13 protein-coding genes are annotated in these 16,084 nt (G+C 69.7%); 12 read left to right on the forward strand and 1 reads right to left on the reverse strand.

Annotated features, from left to right (window positions below):
• Positions 1-90 precede the first annotated feature (90 nt).
• Positions 91-327: a hypothetical protein gene (locus ACFYY7_RS11900; protein ID WP_388660217.1), complete on the forward strand. Its 237-nt coding sequence runs from the start codon at positions 91-93 to the stop codon at positions 325-327.
• Positions 328-694: 367 nt separating this feature from the next.
• Here the strand turns inward: ACFYY7_RS11900 and ACFYY7_RS11905 are convergent, their stop codons facing one another.
• On the reverse strand, positions 695-1,705 hold the full coding sequence (locus ACFYY7_RS11905; protein ID WP_388660220.1) for a hydroxyacid dehydrogenase: 1,011 nt from the start codon (positions 1,703-1,705) through the stop codon (positions 695-697).
• A 509-nt stretch (positions 1,706-2,214) separates the two neighbouring features.
• Here ACFYY7_RS11905 and ACFYY7_RS11910 point away from each other — a divergent pair.
• The 11 genes from ACFYY7_RS11910 (at position 2,215) to ACFYY7_RS11960 (ending at position 16,035) form a co-directional block, all read left to right on the forward strand.
• On the forward strand, positions 2,215-3,543 hold the full coding sequence (locus tag ACFYY7_RS11910; RefSeq protein WP_388660223.1) for an extracellular solute-binding protein: 1,329 nt from the start codon (positions 2,215-2,217) through the stop codon (positions 3,541-3,543).
• The gene (locus ACFYY7_RS11915; RefSeq protein ID WP_388660226.1) at positions 3,540-4,502 is read left to right on the forward strand and encodes a carbohydrate ABC transporter permease; all 963 of its coding nucleotides are present in this window, start codon (positions 3,540-3,542) and stop codon (positions 4,500-4,502) included. The genes ACFYY7_RS11910 and ACFYY7_RS11915 overlap by 4 nt, the downstream gene beginning before the upstream one ends.
• Complete coding sequence (locus ACFYY7_RS11920) at positions 4,499-5,365, forward strand: carbohydrate ABC transporter permease (RefSeq protein WP_266727310.1); 867 nt, start codon at positions 4,499-4,501, stop codon at positions 5,363-5,365. The genes ACFYY7_RS11915 and ACFYY7_RS11920 overlap by 4 nt, the downstream gene beginning before the upstream one ends.
• A 107-nt stretch (positions 5,366-5,472) precedes the next feature.
• On the forward strand, positions 5,473-6,798 hold the full coding sequence (locus tag ACFYY7_RS11925; protein ID WP_388660229.1) for an alpha-L-fucosidase: 1,326 nt from the start codon (positions 5,473-5,475) through the stop codon (positions 6,796-6,798).
• Positions 6,799-6,845: 47 nt separating this feature from the next.
• On the forward strand, positions 6,846-8,279 hold the full coding sequence (locus tag ACFYY7_RS11930; RefSeq protein WP_388660232.1) for a polysaccharide lyase 6 family protein: 1,434 nt from the start codon (positions 6,846-6,848) through the stop codon (positions 8,277-8,279).
• Between the two features lie 30 nt (positions 8,280-8,309).
• Positions 8,310-9,737: a chondroitinase-B domain-containing protein gene (locus ACFYY7_RS11935; protein WP_388660235.1), complete on the forward strand. Its 1,428-nt coding sequence runs from the start codon at positions 8,310-8,312 to the stop codon at positions 9,735-9,737.
• A 143-nt stretch (positions 9,738-9,880) separates the two neighbouring features.
• A complete protein-coding gene (locus ACFYY7_RS11940; protein ID WP_388660238.1) occupies positions 9,881-10,711 on the forward strand; it encodes a sugar phosphate isomerase/epimerase family protein in 831 nt (276 codons plus the stop codon).
• Between the two features lie 68 nt (positions 10,712-10,779).
• The gene (locus tag ACFYY7_RS11945; RefSeq protein ID WP_388660241.1) at positions 10,780-11,493 is read left to right on the forward strand and encodes an SGNH/GDSL hydrolase family protein; all 714 of its coding nucleotides are present in this window, start codon (positions 10,780-10,782) and stop codon (positions 11,491-11,493) included.
• 366 nt (positions 11,494-11,859) lie between these two features.
• Positions 11,860-13,347, forward strand: a complete 1,488-nt coding sequence (locus tag ACFYY7_RS11950) for an aldehyde dehydrogenase family protein (RefSeq protein WP_388660244.1) — start codon at positions 11,860-11,862, stop codon at positions 13,345-13,347.
• A gap of 115 nt (positions 13,348-13,462) precedes the next feature.
• Positions 13,463-14,986 (forward strand): GMC family oxidoreductase, encoded by a 1,524-nt coding sequence (locus ACFYY7_RS11955; RefSeq protein WP_388660247.1) that lies wholly within the window; start codon positions 13,463-13,465, stop codon positions 14,984-14,986.
• A complete protein-coding gene (locus tag ACFYY7_RS11960; RefSeq protein WP_388660250.1) occupies positions 14,986-16,035 on the forward strand; it encodes a glycine betaine/L-proline ABC transporter ATP-binding protein in 1,050 nt (349 codons plus the stop codon). The genes ACFYY7_RS11955 and ACFYY7_RS11960 overlap by 1 nt, the downstream gene beginning before the upstream one ends.
• The last annotated feature ends 49 nt before the right edge of the window (positions 16,036-16,084 follow it).

Consider the following 16,084-nt stretch of genomic DNA (forward strand, 5'->3'; position numbering starts at 1 on the left):
TGCCCCAGGTAGACGCACTGTTCATCGAAGGGGCGTTACCCGTCCTGTCACCGGGCATAGTGTCACCTGTGGCGTGGAAGCGATCTACGCATGACCGAAAGTTCCAGTCCTTACATCTCGTCGGCCCGGATCACCGTGCTCGCGGTGCAGCCCGGTGACCCGCCCTTCCGCCTCGTGGAGATCGACGGGGAGGTGGTGAGCGCGGCAACCTCGATGGTGGATGTGCTCGCCGCCGCCTCGGCCGCAGGAATCAAGGTCCATGACCTCGACGACCCGACTGTGGTGCGGTGGGTGGGGGGTGGCAAATTCCATTGGCGGCCGCACTGAGAGTGGTCGCGCGGCGGCCCCGCGGGTCGGGCGGCGGGTTCGACCCCGCCGCCCGACCTCCGGCGGCATCCCGGCGGGGTGCCGACGACGGTTTGCGACCACCGTCCGAAAACCCAACGCGCGAAATCCGGCAACGGGAACCGGCACACGGAAACCCAACAACCCGAGAACCAACACCCGGACCCAACACCCAGAACCGAAACCCAACACCCGGACCACGGCTCGCGAGCACAACACGACAACCCACGAGCGCGTCACAAACCGGGGCCGACGGATCGGCCGGGCCCCGAACTCTCCCGTCCCACGCTGACGTTCCACGCACGTTTCGCTGACGTTTCGCTGACGTCCCTGGCCTGCGGCCGCCGCTTCAGGCGAGCGAGGCGGAGCGGGCGGGGTCGATCGCGTGCTGGAGAGGTTGGTCATGTATAAAGCGTCGGAGTTCGTCGAGCACAAGCTCTCCGAGGCGATGGCGTTCGGCCCCGAGGGCACCGCCCAGGTGGGGTGTCAGGACGACGTTGGGAAGGGTGAAGAGTGGCGAGTCATGGGCGGGAGGCTCCGGGTGCGTGACATCGAGTACGGCGGTGAGGTCGGGTCTGGCGTGCAGGACCTGCGCCGCGGCGGTCTCGTCGATGAGCGCGCCGCGTGCGGTGTTGATCAGCGTCGCGCCAGGCCCCAGGGAATTCAGCAGCCGTGCCCCGATCGTGCCGCGGGTCTCGGGCAGGAGGGGCGCGTGGAGGCTGACGACATGGCAGGTGGCGAACAGCTCCTCGATGCCGACCAGCCGGACGCCCGCCTGCCGGGCGGTGTCGGGGGAGGCGAGGGGATCCGTGGCGAGGACCTCGACGTCGAAGCGGCCGAGGTGGGCCGCGACGAGACGGCCGATGTGCCCGAGCCCGAGCAGGCCCACGCGTGACCGGTAGGCCCCCGGCACCTGGGGGTTGTGCGGGAAACGGCGGCTGCTCGCGACCTCCCGGGCGATGCGATGCACCTGCTTGAGGCCCAGGAGGACCTGGGCGAGAGTGAACTCCGCGACCGGGACGGCGTTGGCCGCGGCCGCGGAGACGATCGGGACGCCGCGTGCCCAGAAGGCCGGCGTGGTCAGGTGCCGCACGGAGCCCGCGGCGACGAAGACCGCCCGCAACCGGGGGGCACGCGAGAGGAAGGCGGCATCGAGCACGGGCGCGCCCCAGCCCGTGAGCAGGACATCGACCTGTCGCAGCACGTCGGGATCCTCGTCGAGCTGCTGCCGGGTGAGGGGTGGACCCTGCAGGTGTACGAGACGTTCCACTTCGGCTAGGACCTCGCGGGGATAGACGTCCGCCCTGCGTTCTTCCTCCATGACCAACAGGGCTGTCGGTGTGCGGGCCGGCTCGTTCATGGCGTTACGCTCCTCGGCTCTTCGCTGACAGGCGGTCAGTGATTCCACTCGTGGTCCCTGGTCGGGCGCGTGGGGAAATGTCTGACCCGGTGTTGAAGATTGACGTGGCTTGTTTGTTGCCTTGGTCGGTGTGGTTGCAGGCACGATACATCGGATGATTGGGGAGTCCCTGGATGAAGATCGGCCACCCGGAACTCGCCGAACCACAGGCTTTCGCGTTTGTCTGCCAATGGTGTGCGGCCGGTCCATCGGTGCACCAAGCGGCGAAACCAGTGGCTCACCAGGGACTTTCGCCAACTGATTCGGCCGCATCCCGAGGTGGCGGACGGTGGGTGAGGGGTGCGGGGGCGGGTTCGGCAAGGCTGTTGTGGGTCATCGCGAAAGTTTTGTATTCATCGGACTATTGACCAAGGATTCGGACGCCGTTAGCGTCCCCAGCAAGCGCTTTCCAGGCCAGCTGTGACCAAGCGCTTCCAGGCCGGCTGTGATGCGGCGAAACAGGAGTTGTCATGCAGAGATCGCGGTGGATCGGTGCGGGTGTTCTCGCTTCCGCACTTGTCCTCACCAGCTGTACATCAGGGCCTGCGGGAGTGGACGCCAAGCAGAACTCGAAGGCACCGCTCGAACTGTGGACCCGGACGACACCGGGCGGCCCGGGAGAGCAGGGAGCGCTCAAGCTCGCCGCCGCCTTCGAGAAGGCCACGGGCTACAAGGTCAAGGTCACAGCGATCTTCGACGACTTCGAGACCAAGCTCCAGCAGCGGGCCGCGCAGAAGAAGCTGCCCGACATCGTCATGAACGATGTGACGCAGCTCGGCGCCATGCACAGCCAGGGCCTGCTGAGGGAGATCGACCTGGACAAGCTCAAGAACGCCGAGCAGATCGTCGGCCAGGGGCTGGACTCCGGCAAGAGCGTGGACGGCAAGCAGTTCGGCCTGCCGTACTCGGCGCAGGCGTCCGCGCTGCTCATCCGCAAGGACTGGCGGGAGAAGCTGAAGCTCGAAGTCCCGCAGAGCTGGGACGACTTCGCCGCGATGGCCGAGTCCTTCACCACCAAGGACCCCGACGGCGACGGCAAGAAGAACACCTACGGTCTCGCCGCACCGCTGTCCACCAAGCGCGGATACGCCTCCTGGTACTTCTCCAACTTCCTCTGGGCCGCGGGCGGAGACTTCATCACCGACGCCGGAGGCGGCAAGTACAAGCCCGCGATGACCACGAAGGAATCGGTTCAGGCCGTGCAGTGGTTCCGCGACCTCGGCTGCAGGAACAAGGTCATCCAGCCGGGCGCCGTGACCATGGAGACCCCGCCCACGAACGAGACGTTCGAGGCGGGCCGGACCGGCATGTTCGTCGTCGGCCCGTACCTGCTGCCCCGCTTCGACGAGACCCTCGGCAAGGACAAGTACGAGGTCGTCCCGATGCCCAAGGGCCCGAAGGACGCCACCGTGCTCGCCGAGGGCGGGTCCATCTACCTGATGGCGGGCTCCGAGAACATGGCGGGGCAGGACGCCTTCGCCGACTACGCCGTCTCCGCCGAGGGGCAGAAGACCGGGATGGCGGGCGACACCGGATTCACCGTGCAGCTGCCCGTCAACAAGACGGTGGACATCTCCGAGGTGCGCCCCGACCCCCGCTGGAAGACCTACGCCGAGGTCTACCGGAGCGCCGGCCGGTACGCGCCGTCCATCCCGAACTGGACCCCCGTCCGGCAGACGACCGCGGAGACCGTCAACGCCCTGATGGCCGACTGCGACCTGGACACCGGGACCAAGCTCAAGGAGCTCGACAAGCAGCTCGCCGACATCCTCAAGGAACAGGGAATCGCCGCGTCATGAGTCTTGACCAGGCGGACCCGGCCGCCCTCCCGGCGGCCGGGCCCGCCACCCGGAAAACGGGCCGCGCGGCCACCGGCCGCCGCGGGCACGACCGCCGGGCCGGCCGGTGGTGGACGCCATGGCTGTTCCTGGCACCGGCACTGCTCCTCTTCCTGTACTTCAAGTTCATCCCCATGGTCAGCGCGCTGACCATGTCCTTCCAGGACGTCCAGCCCTACCTCGGCAACAGGTGGGTCGGCACCGAGAACTACTCCACGGTGCTCCAGTCCGAAGGCTTCCGCGAGGCCGCCTGGCACACCGTCGTCCTCGCCGCCGGACAGACGGCCGGCTCGATGGCCCTCGGCCTCGCACTCGCGCTGCTGATGGAGGGGCAGGGCCGCAGGCTCGGATTCGTCCGCTCCGCGGCGTTCCTGCCGGTGGTGGTGCCGATCGCGGTCGTCGCCGAACTCTGGCGGATCATGTATCACCCGACCGAAGACGGCATGCTCAACTCCATCCTCGGTCTGGTGGGGTTCGGCCCCTCGGGATTCATCAACGACCCCGACACCTCGATGGCCTCCATCATGCTCACCGGCATCTGGCGGGGCGCCCCCTACGACATGATGATCTTCCTCGCCGGCCTCACCAGCGTGGACCGCGGCCTGTACGAGGCCGCGAAGGTCGACGGCGCCTCCAGGCTGCAAAGGGTCTGGCACGTGACGGTGCCCGGACTGCGGTCGGTGTTCTCGATCCTGTTCATCCTCGCCGCGATCCGCGGACTGCGCGTGTTCACCGAGGTGTTCCTGCTCACCAACGGCGGGCCCGACGGCTCGACCGAGGTCGTGATGACCCTGATCTACAAGCTCGGCCTCGAGCAGAACAGACTCGGCGTCGGCGCGGCGGGAGCCGTCCTGCTGTTCATCGCGACGCTGATCCTGACAGTCGTCGTCCACCTGCTGCGACGGAGAGAGAGCAAATGAACGCGCCGACCGAGACCGCGCTGGGCCTGACGGAGAGCCGCAGTCCGGGCGGGCGGATCCTGAAGGCCGTCACCTACCTGCTGGTCCTGATCGTCTTCGCCGGCCCCCTGCTGGCCCTGCTGGTCAGCGCCTTCAGCCACGTCAAGGACCCGACCCAGCTCAGCGTCATCCCCTCGGGCGCCACTCTGGACAACTTCCGGATCGCCTTCGACCAGGGTGTGCTCGGGTACCTGCTGAACTCGTTCTTCGTGGTCGGCTTCGGGCTGCTGCTCCAGGTGGCCGTCTCCGTCCTCGCCGGGTACGCACTGGCCAGGAAACGCTTCCCCGGGATGACGCTGGTGCTCGTCGCCATCCTCGCCACGCTGATGCTGCCCGAGGAAATCCTGGCCCTCCCGCTCTCCTTGATCCTCTCCGACCTGCCGGTCGTCCACTTCAACCTCATAGGCACCCTGGCCGGAATGATCGTCCCGCTGGGCGCCTGGGGATTCTCCATCCTCGTGATGACCGAGTTCATGAAGGACGTGCCGCGCGAACTCGAAGAGGCCGCCCGCATCGACGGCGCCGGTGACCTGCGCATCTTCGCCCAGATCATCCTGCCGATGTGCAAGCCCGCCCTCGGGGTCATCGGGGTCTTCGGCTTCACCATGATCTGGGACCAGTACCTGCTGCCCCTCCTGGTCTCCACGGACTCCTCCTCGTACACGCTCCCGCTGGCGCTGCGGACCCTGCGGATCGACCCCGCCGTCACCCCCGGAGTGGTGATGGCCGCCTCCCTGCTGGCCCTGCTCCCCTCCGTGATCGTCTTCCTGTTCTTCCAGCGTTCCTTCGTGCACGGTCTGTCCTCCGGCGCCCTCAAGGGCTGACCCGGCAGACCGTCCGCGCGCGAACCTCCTCGCACGACCCGTACGACCAGCCCTCCGGCGGCGCACCGAACACGCCACCGGACGCCGACGACAAGGAACGATGCCCCATGACCCCGAGCGCCGAGACCCCGGTTGCCGCGCCCGCCGCCCCGGACACGACCTGGTTCACCACCGACCGGTTCGGCATGTTCGTCCACTGGGGCCTGTACTCGCTCGCCGCGCGACACGAATGGGTGAAGAACCGGGAGAAGCTGACCGACGAGCAGTACCAGGTCTACTTCGACCACTTCGACCCCGACCGCTACGACCCGGTCCAGTGGGCCAGGGCCGCCAGAGCGGCGGGCATGCGCTACGTCGTCCTGACCACCAAGCACCACGACGGCTTCTGCCTGTGGGACAGCGCCCTCACCGAGTACAAGGTCACCAACACCCCGTACGGCCGGGACCTCGTCGGACCGTTCGTCGAGGCGTGCCGGGCCGAGGGGCTCAAGGTCGGCCTCTACTACTCCCTCATCGACTGGCACCATCCGTCCTTCCCGGTCGACGGCACCCATCCGCAGCGCGACGACGAGGAGTTCAAGGCCGCGGCCGCCGACCGCGACATCCGCGACTACCAGCGCTATCTGCACGGCCAGGTCCGCGAACTGCTGACCTCCTTCGGACGCGTCGACTACCTGTTCTTCGACTTCTCGTACGCGGGGCGCACCTGGTGGGGCGGCAAGGGCCCGGACGACTGGGACTCCCCGAAGCTGCTGGAGACGGTCCGTGAACTCCAGCCGCACATCCTCGTCAACGACCGGACCGGCCTGCCCGGTGACTTCATCACGCCCGAGCAGTACCAGCCCTCCGGCCCCATGACCAAGGACGGCCGGCCCGTGCTGTGGGAGGCGTGCCAGACGCTCAACGGGAGCTGGGGCTACGACCGCGACAACCTCGACCACAAGAGCGCCGACCTGCTGATCCGCATGCTCGTCGACGGCGTGTCCAAGGGCGGCAACCTGCTCCTCAACGTCGGCCCGACCGGCCGCGGCGACCTCGAACCGCGTGCCGTCGCCGTCCTCGGCGAGATCGGCCGGTGGATGGACCTGCACGAGCGGTCGGTCCGGGGCTGCGGCCCGTCCCCGTACACCGCCCCGCCGGAGTGCCGCTACACCCAGCGCGGCGACCGGCTCTACGTCCACCTGCTCGCCTGGCCGCTGCGCCATCTGCACCTGCCGGGACTCGCCGGCCGGGTGCGTTACGCCCAACTGCTGAACGACGCCTCGGAGATCATCCAGGTCCACATCGACCCGGACCGGCCCGCCATGAACACGGAGATGGGCGGGCAGCCCGCCGGAACGCTCACTCTCGAAATCCCCGTCCAGCGCCCCGACACCCCGGTGCCGGTCATCGAGCTGTTCCTGGACACCCCGGCAGACCGGGCCGACGGCTGACACCGGCCCCGGTCCCCTCGATCCACCACCACACTCACGGAGGCACCATGCAACGCCGCACGTTCCTCATGGCTTCCGCGGCAGGGGCGGCGCTCGCCGTCGCCCCCACCGGCCCTCTCCCGACCGCGAGCGCGGCGGCGGCCCCGGCCGCCGTCGGTTCGCTGGACGAACTCCAGGCCGCCATCGACGGGGCACGGCCGGGCACCCGGATCGTCGTGGCCGACGGCACCTACACCGTTCCGCCGGACCGTCCCCTGACCATCCGGAACAAGCAGGGCACCGAGCGCGCGCCCATCACCATCGTCGCCGGCTCCCGCGGCGGCGTCGTCCTCGACGGCGAACACAGCTTCGTCCTCGACGCGTCCAGCCACATCACACTCAGCGGCTTCGCCTTCCGCCAGAGCAGCACCCTGGACATCCCCCCGAACTGCTCGCACATCAGGCTGACCCGCAACGACTTCCAGCTCGCCGACATCGAGGGCCTGCACTGGGTGATGGTGCGTGCCGACGACAGCAAGGTCGACCACAACCACTTCCACGGCAAATCCACACTCGGTATCTACCTCGGGATCGAGGGCGCGGGCACGGAGGAGATGGCCCAGCGCGTCCATGTGTTCAGGAACTACTTCTCCGACCACAGCTTCGCCGGCTCCAACGGCGGAGAGCCGATCCGGCTCGGCGTCAGCCCCCGGGCACTGTCCAGCGCCCACGCCGTCGTGGAGTACAACCTGTTCGAGCGCGCCAACGGCGACCCGGAGGCCATCTCCGTCAAGAGCTCGGACAACGTCATCCGGCACAACACCATCCGCGACAGCCTCGGCGGAATCGTGCTGCGGCACGGCAACCGCAACCGGGTGGACGGCAACTACCTCGTCGCCGGCACGGAAGGCGTACGGATCTACGGCAACGACCATGTGATCGTCAACAACCACCTCGCCGGTCTCTCCGGCCGGGCCATGGTGATCGGCAGCGGTTCGGAGCGCGACCACCTGCCCGGCGAGTCGCCGGACGCCCGCCGCGGCAACGACGCACCCGACCGGGTCCTCATCGCGTACAACACCCTGGCGAACAACAAGGGCACGCTCTCCGGCGAGAGCCACCGCCCCCACGAGCCGCGCGATGTGACCGTCGCGGACAACCTGTTCGTCGGGGACTCGGGCGAGCTGGTCGCGATGGCGAACACCGTGCGGTTCAACTGGTCCGGCAACGTCCTGTGGGGTGCCGCCACCGACGGCAACATTCCTTCCGGCGGTGGCACACGCGTCGACCCGAAGCTGCTGACCGGCCCGGACGGCATCGCCCGGCCGGGCTCGGACAGCCCGGTGATCGACGCGGGCACGCTCAGGCGGCCACCGGTCACCCACGACATCGACGGAGAGCCGCGCGGCCGGCACCGGGACGTGGGCGCGGACGAGTACTCGCACCGGCCGCCCCGGCGCGGACCACTGACCACGGCCGACGTCGGCCCCGACGCCCGCTGACCAGATCCCCCCCACAACGCAGGAGGCACCATGCAACGACGCACGTTCCTCAGGGGTACCGCGGTGGCAGCACTCGCCGCCGTGCCACTCGGCACCTCGATGTCGGTCGACGCCTCGGCGGCCGACAAGCCGGTCGGCTCCCTGGCCGAACTCCAGAGCGCGATCAACGCCGCCGTACCCGGCGACCGGATCATCGTGGCCGACGGCACGTACACCGTGCCGTCGGGGGGTGCGATCAATGTGTCCGGCAAGAACGGCACCGGCGCCGCTCCTATCACCATCGTCTCCAAGTCCCGTGGCGGCGCGGTGCTGCGCGGCGAGCGCAGCTTCGTCTTCGCCGATTCGAGCAACATCACTGTCAGTGGTTTCGCCTTCCGGCAGAGCACCACGCTGGAGATCCCGGCGAGCTGCTCGTCGATCCGGCTGACCCGCAACGACTTCCAGCACGTGGACACCGGCGACCCGTACTGGGTCGTCGTACGGGCGAACAACACGAAGATCGACCGGAACCACTTCCACGACAAGACCACCGCCGGCATCTTCCTCGTCGTCGACGGCCCCGGCTCGACCGACATGGCCCAGAACATCCAGATCCTCAGGAACCACTTCTCCAACCACAGTTTTGCCGGGGACAACGGTGGGGAGTCGATCCGGCTCGGCGTCAGCGGACGGGCGCTGTCCGGCGCCCACGCGGTCGTGGAGTACAACCTGTTCGAGCACGCGGACGGGGACCCCGAAGCCATTTCGGTGAAGTCCTCCGACAACACCATCCGCTACAACACCATCCGCGACAGCCGCGGCGGGATCGTGCTGCGGCACGGCAACCGCTCCAGGGTGGAGGGCAACTATCTGATCGGCGGCAGCGAGGGCGTACGGCTGTACGGCAACGACCACGTGATCGTCAACAACTACCTCAGCGGACTGTCCGCGCGGGCCCTGGTCGTCGGCAGTGGCACCACCCGCGACCACAACTCCGGCGAGACGCAGGACGAACGGCGGGGCAACGACGCCTGCGACCGCGCGGTGATCGTGCACAACACCCTGATCGGCAATTCCAGCACGCTGTCGGGCGAGACCCGGACGTACGAGCCCCGGGACGTCGTGATCGCCGACAACCTGCTGGTCGGCGACTCCGGCAGCCTCGTCGCGATGGGGACGGCCACCGGCTTCACCTGGCAGACCAACATGCTGTGGGGTGCGGCCGCCAACGGCAACATTCCTTCCGGCGGTTGCACCCGCGCCGACCCGAAGCTGGTGACCGGCACGGACGGCGTCGCCCGGCTGTCGGCGGGAAGCCCGGCGATCGGCGCGGCCACCCTGGGCAGCCCCGCCGTGGCAGACGACATCGACGGTGACACCCGGGGCAGCGCGCGGGACATCGGCGCCGACGAGTACTCGACCGCGCCCGCGCTCCGCCACCCCCTCACGGCCGCGGACGTCGGTCCGAACGCAGCGTGAGGTGACACGGGTGGTGACGGCACCACCGGTGAGACGGTCGCTTCGTTGGAGCCCGGCCGCAGGCCGTTGCCGGGCTCCATGGCAGGGCGGGGCACCGTCCCGCAGAGGAGGACCGCCGCCAGGCGGCCGAAGAAGGGAACGCCGTGACAGGCAGCGAGACCCGGGACCGCGCCCCGGGCACCACCGTGACCAGACCCGGATTGTGCTCGGTCACCTTCCGGCAGCTGCCGGCGGCCGAGGTCGCACGCCGGGCCGCGGACGCGGGCCTCGAAGCGGTCGAGTGGGGGGCGGACGTGCACGCACCCGCGACGGAACCCGACATGCTCCGCGCCGCCCGCGAGGCCGGCGACAGTCACGGGCTCACCTGCTGCTCGTACGGCTCCTACTTCCGAGCCACGCAGGACGAGCTGGCCGCGTTCCCCTGGACCGCCCGTGCCGCGGTACTCCTGGGCGCGCCACGGGTACGGGTCTGGGCGGGCGGGGCCGGATCGGCGGCCGTCACACCGCAGGAGCGGGGCGCAACCGTGGACTGTCTGCGGGAGGCGGCCCGGATCGGCGCGGACCACGGGCTGGAACTCGCGCTGGAGTTCCACTCCAGGACCCTCACCGACACCGTCGACTCGACGCTCCGGCTGCTGGACGAGGTCGGCGAGGACAATCTCCGTACTTACTGGCAACCGCCGCTGGACGCCCCCGACGACGAGGCGCTGGCGGGGCTCTCCCAGCTCGTCGACCGGGTCAGCGCGGTACATGTCTTCTCGTGGTGGCCGGGCAACCGTCGGCTGCGGCTGGCCGAGCGCGCGGAGCTGTGGACCGGGGTCTTCGACCTGCTGAACGAACGGCGCGTCCCGATGGACGCGCTGCTGGAGTTCGTGCCCGGCGACGACCCCGAGGTGCTGGCGCACGAGGCCGCGACGTTGCGGCGCGTGGCAGGTCACCGCCGGCGGCCGCTGCCCCAGGACGTGCTTCAGTAGGGCACCGGCGTACGAGGCACACTCGACCGGCGGCCACCGACCCACCACACCACCGTCAGGACGGCACCATGCACATCGAGGACGAGCACATCAAGGACAAGCACGACGTGGAGATGCACATCGCGGGGACGCACATCAAGGAGACGGACACACTCCTGTTCATCGGTGACTCCATCACCGACGCGGGCCGCGACCGTACGGACTCCGCATCGCTCGGCAGCGGATACGTCCACGAGATCGCCCGGACCCTGCACGACCGGGCGAGCGGCGGACCCGGGCCCGCCGTAGTCAACAAGGGCCTCAACGGCAATCGCGTGTACGACCTCGAAGCCCGCTGGACCACCGACGTCATCGATCTCCGGCCCACCGTGGTCACCGTGAAGATCGGCATCAACGACACCTGGCGGCGCTACGACCGCGGAATCATGAGCCCGGTCGACGAGTTCGAGGCCTGCCTGGACCGCCTCCTCGCGGACACCGCGCGGAAGCTGTCCGCCCGACTGGTCGTCATCACCCCGTTCCTGCTGCCGGTCACCGCGGAACAGGAGGACTGGTTCGAGGACCTCACGCCCCGTACCGAAGCCGTCCTGCGTGCCGCGACGGCCAACGACGCCCAACTCGTCCGCGCGGACCTCGCGCTCCGCCGAGCGGCCGAGCAGCACGAGGCCGCGGAGCTGGCCCGGGACGGCGTCCATCCGAGCCCTGCCGGCCACCGGATCATCGCCGATGCCTGGCTCGACGCGGTCGGCTTCGCCGCCGCCGTTCCGGACCCGCGACGGTAGAGCCGTCGCCGGCGCGGCACCCCTGGGCCTCTCCCTGCTCGCGGAATTCGCGGAGCGGGGGGAGGCCCATTTGCACATCCATGGACTCCGTGCGGCCGTCGATCTGTGCCGAATCGCCGAAGCGCAGGGCGCGATCCGGGCAGAGGGCCGGTTAGCCGAGTCGCAGCAGGCCCTTTCCGTCGCGCCTCGGCCGGGAGCATGCCGCGTATTCCCGGCTGTACGACACGACTTGCCCGCATCGGCGCGTGAGGCGGGTCACTTTCCGTGCAGCCCGGGGCATGGTTCTCCGAACCCGGGGCATGCGGCCAGATCGCCGGGGTGTGACCGGCGCACCAGGCAATCCGGAACCGAAGGGCCAGATACGACGTGTCGGCAGCACAACAGACCATCCATGTGGGCGGACAGTGGCGTTCGGCCGTCTCCGGCGCCACGCGCGACATCATCGACCCCGTCGACGCGAGCGTCTTCGCCGTTGTGTCGGAGGGCGACGTCGCCGACACCGATGCCGCCGTCGCCGCCGCGCGTGCCGCCTTCGATGACGGTTCCTGGCCGCGTACTCCCGTGACCGAACGGGCCGGCCTGCTGCGACGCGTCGCGGACCTGCTGGAACGGGACCGGGAGAAGATCGGCGCCCTGGAGAGCCAGGACGCCGGAAAGACCCTCGAAGAGGGGCGCGTCGATGTCGACTGCGTGCGTGACGCCTTCCGCTACTTCGCCGACCTCGTCATGAACGAGAGCGGCGGACGTGTCGTCGACGCCGGGAACGACGAGGTCCACAGCGTCGTCGTCCACGAACCCGTCGGCGTGTGCGCATTGATCACCCCCTGGAACTACCCGCTGCTCCAGGCGAGTTGGAAGATCGCCCCAGCCCTCGCGGCCGGCAACACCTTCGTGATCAAGCCCAGCGAGATCACCCCGCTCACCACCGTCGCACTGATCGGGCTCCTTGCGGAGGCCGGGCTGCCGCAGGGCGTCGCCAACATCGTCACCGGCGCCGGTACCACCGTCGGCGCCCGCCTCGCCGAGCACCCGGACGTCGACCTCGTCTCGTTCACCGGCGGCCTGGCCAGCGGTACGAAGGTGGCGCGGGCCGCCGCCGACACCGTCAAGAAGGTCGCCCTCGAACTCGGCGGCAAGAACCCCAACGTCGTCTTCGCCGACGCCTGCGCCACCGACGAGGGCTTCGACACCGCCGTCGACCAGGCGCTCAACGCCGCCTTCATCCACAGCGGTCAGGTCTGCTCCGCCGGATCGCGCCTCATCGTCGAGGAGTCGCTGCGCGACCGGTTCGTCACCGAACTCGCCCGCCGCGCCGAGCGGATCCGCCTCGGCCGGGGCACCGACCCCGGCGTCGAATGCGGGCCGCTCGTCTCCGCGCGGCAACTCGCGAGGACCGAGGACTTCGTCGCGTCCGCCATCGAGGAGGGTGCAGTGCTCCGGGCCGGCGGCGAACGGCCCCACGGCCCAGGCTACTTCTACCGCCCCACCGTCCTCGACCGGTGCCACCGCCGGATGCGCGTCGTCCGCGAGGAGGTCTTCGGCCCTGTCCTGACCGTCGAGACCTTCCGCACGGAGGAGGAGGCCGTCGCTCTCGCCAATGACACCGATTACGGGCTCGCCGGCGCCGTGTGGACCGCCGACGCGGGCCGAGCCCGGCGCGTCGCCGGGCGGCTGCGCCACGGCACCGTCTGGATCAACGACTTCCACCCCTACCTCCCGCAGGCCGAATGGGGTGGCTTCGGGAAGTCCGGCATCGGCCGCGAGCTGGGCCCGACCGGGCTCGCCGAGTACCGCGAGGCCAAGCACATCTACCAGAACCTCGCCCCGCGCCCCGTGCGCTGGTTCGCGGGCTGAAGCACGCGCGACGCGACGCGCCCGCCACACCTGACACATGGAGCAGGGCGGTGGGCGCACCCGCACCCGTACGCAACCGGCGCAACGCACACAACGGAGCAGAGGGAAGCAGCACATGACCGACAACCACGTCTACGACTATGTCGTCATCGGCGGCGGCACCGCCGGATCGGTGATCGCCTCCCGGCTCACCGAGAACCCCGACACCACTGTCGCCGTCATCGAGGGCGGCCCCAGCGACGTCGGACGGGACGACGTCCTCACCCTGCGCCGCTGGATGGGCCTCCTCGGCGGTGAACTGGACTACGACTACCCGACGACCGAACAGCCCCGCGGCAACTCCCACATCCGGCACAGCCGGGCCCGCGTCCTCGGCGGCTGCTCGTCCCACAACACCCTCATCGCCTTCAAGCCCCTGCCGTCCGACTGGGACGAGTGGGTCGACGCGGGCGCCGAGGGCTGGGACGCGGAGTCGATGGATCCGTACTTCGCCCGGCTGCGCAACAACATCGTCCCGGTGGACGAGGCCGACCGCAACGCCATCGCCCGGGACTTCGTCGAGGCCGCGCGGACCGCACTCGACGTGCCGCGCGTCGAGGGCTTCAACAAGCAGCCGTTCCACGAGGGCGTCGGCTTCTTCGACCTCGCGTACCACCCGGAGAACAACAAGCGCTCCTCCGCCTCCGTGGCGTATCTGCACCCGTTCCTGGACCGGCCCAACCTCCATATCGCCCTGGAGACATGGGCGTTCGGACTGGAGCTCGAAGGCACCCGGGCCATCGGTGTGCGGGTGCGCACCAAGGAGGGCGAGGAGCACGTCGTACGGGCCCGGCGCGAGGTGCTCGTCTGCGCGGGCGCCGTGGACACCCCCCGGCTGCTGCTGCATTCGGGCATCGGGCCCCGCGCCGACCTGGAGAAGCTCGGCATCCCCGTCGCGCACGACCTGCCGGGCGTCGGCGAGAACCTCCTCGACCACCCCGAATCCGTCATCGTCTGGGAGACCGACGGGCCGATCCCGGAGAACTCCGCGATGGACAGCGACGCGGGCCTGTTCGTACGCAGGGACCCGGACGCCGGCGGGCCGGACCTGATGTTCCACTTCTACCAGATCCCGTTCACCGACAACCCCGAGCGGCTGGGGTACGAGCGGCCCCCGCACGGTGTGTCGATGACCCCCAACATCCCCAAGCCCCGCAGCCGCGGCCGCCTCTACCTGACCAGCGCCGACCCCGAGGTCAAACCTGCCCTCGACTTCCGGTACTTCACCGACGAGGACGACTACGACGGCCGCACCCTCGTCGACGGCATCCGCATCGCACGCCGCATCGCGGAACAGGAGCCGCTCGCCGGCTGGCTGAAGCGCGAGGTCTGCCCGGGGCCCGGGGTCACCTCCGACGAGGAGCTCGGGGAGTACGCGCGCAAGGTCGCGCACACCGTCTACCACCCGGCGGGGACCTGCCGCATGGGCTCCTCGGACGACGAACTCGCCGTGGTGTCACCCGATCTGAGGATTCGTGGCCTGGAGGGCATCCGGATCGCCGACGCGTCCGTCTTCCCGACGATGACGACCGTCAACCCGATGATCGGCGTGCTGATGATCGGGGAGAAATGCGCTGACCTCCTGGAAGGCAATGCCTGATGACCGCCGAGTCGCCTGTCTTCTCCGTACGCGAGTTGTGGAAGGTCTTCGGCCCGAAGGCCGAACGGGTGCCGAAGGATCCGGCTCTCGCCGCTCTCGCCCCCGTCGAGCTGCGCGAACACACCGGCTGCACCGCCGCCGTGCGCGACGTGTCCTTCGACGTCCGCAAGGGCGAGGTCTTCGTCGTCATGGGGCTGTCGGGCTCCGGCAAGTCGACGCTCGTACGCTGCCTGACCAGGCTGATCGAGCCCACCTCCGGCTCGATCGCCATCGACGGTGAGGACGTGCTGTCGATGGACGCGTCCCGGCTGCGCGAACTGCGCCGCCACCGCGCCGCCATGGTCTTCCAGCACTTCGGGCTGCTGCCGCACCGGTCGGTGATCGACAACGTCGCGTACGGTCTTGAGATCCAGGGCGTCCCGCGCGCCGAACGGCGGGAGCGGGCGGCCGAGTTCGTCACCAAGGTCGGCCTCGAAGGCATGGAGGGCCGCCTCCCCGGCCAGCTGTCCGGCGGCCAGCAGCAGCGGGTGGGACTGGCCCGCGCACTGGCCGTCGACCCCGAAGTCCTGCTGTTCGACGAGCCGTTCAGCGCGCTGGACCCACTGATCAGGCGCGACATGCAGGAGGAGGTCGTACGGCTGCACGGCGAGGAGGGCCGCACGATGGTCTTCATCACGCACGACCTCGGCGAGGCGCTGAAGCTCGGCGACCGGATCGCGCTGATGCGGGACGGCCGGATCGTGCAGCTCGGCACGCCCGAGGAGATCGTCGGCGCCCCCGCGGACGACTACGTACGCGACTTCGTCCGCGACGTGCCGCGCGAACACGTCATGACCGTGCGCACGGCGATGCGGCCGGCCGAGGCCGCCGAGGCGGACAGCGGGCCGGCGCTGCCCCCCGGCGCCACGGTCCACGAGGCCATCGAGGCCGTGGTCCGCAGCGGCGGGACGGCCCGGGTCGTCGAGAACGGCCGCTGCGTGGGCGTGGTCGGCCACGCGGACCTGCTCGGTGTGGTGGCGGGGCTCGCCCCGCAGAAGGAGGCGGCCTGATGCCCGCGCACACCACCTGGGGCCCGCCGGGCCCCGGCACCGCACCCAC

Source organism: Streptomyces sp. NPDC001933 (assembly GCF_042890955.1).
Taxonomy (GTDB): Bacteria; Actinomycetota; Actinomycetes; order Streptomycetales; family Streptomycetaceae; genus Streptomyces.

What these genes read in the sequence shown, in the direction of transcription:
- ACFYY7_RS11900 (WP_388660217.1), top strand. Translation starts at nt 91, where the DNA reads ATGACCGAAAGTTCCAGTCCTTACATCTCGTCGGCCCGGATCACCGTG.
- ACFYY7_RS11905 (WP_388660220.1), bottom strand. Translation starts at nt 1,705, where the DNA reads ATGAACGAGCCGGCCCGCACACCGACAGCCCTGTTGGTCATGGAGGAA.
- ACFYY7_RS11910 (WP_388660223.1), top strand. Translation starts at nt 2,215, where the DNA reads ATGCAGAGATCGCGGTGGATCGGTGCGGGTGTTCTCGCTTCCGCACTT.
- ACFYY7_RS11915 (WP_388660226.1), top strand. Translation starts at nt 3,540, where the DNA reads ATGAGTCTTGACCAGGCGGACCCGGCCGCCCTCCCGGCGGCCGGGCCC.
- ACFYY7_RS11920 (WP_266727310.1), top strand. Translation starts at nt 4,499, where the DNA reads ATGAACGCGCCGACCGAGACCGCGCTGGGCCTGACGGAGAGCCGCAGT.
- ACFYY7_RS11925 (WP_388660229.1), top strand. Translation starts at nt 5,473, where the DNA reads ATGACCCCGAGCGCCGAGACCCCGGTTGCCGCGCCCGCCGCCCCGGAC.
- ACFYY7_RS11930 (WP_388660232.1), top strand. Translation starts at nt 6,846, where the DNA reads ATGCAACGCCGCACGTTCCTCATGGCTTCCGCGGCAGGGGCGGCGCTC.
- ACFYY7_RS11935 (WP_388660235.1), top strand. Translation starts at nt 8,310, where the DNA reads ATGCAACGACGCACGTTCCTCAGGGGTACCGCGGTGGCAGCACTCGCC.
- ACFYY7_RS11945 (WP_388660241.1), top strand. Translation starts at nt 10,780, where the DNA reads ATGCACATCGAGGACGAGCACATCAAGGACAAGCACGACGTGGAGATG.
- ACFYY7_RS11955 (WP_388660247.1), top strand. Translation starts at nt 13,463, where the DNA reads ATGACCGACAACCACGTCTACGACTATGTCGTCATCGGCGGCGGCACC.
- ACFYY7_RS11960 (WP_388660250.1), top strand. Translation starts at nt 14,986, where the DNA reads ATGACCGCCGAGTCGCCTGTCTTCTCCGTACGCGAGTTGTGGAAGGTC.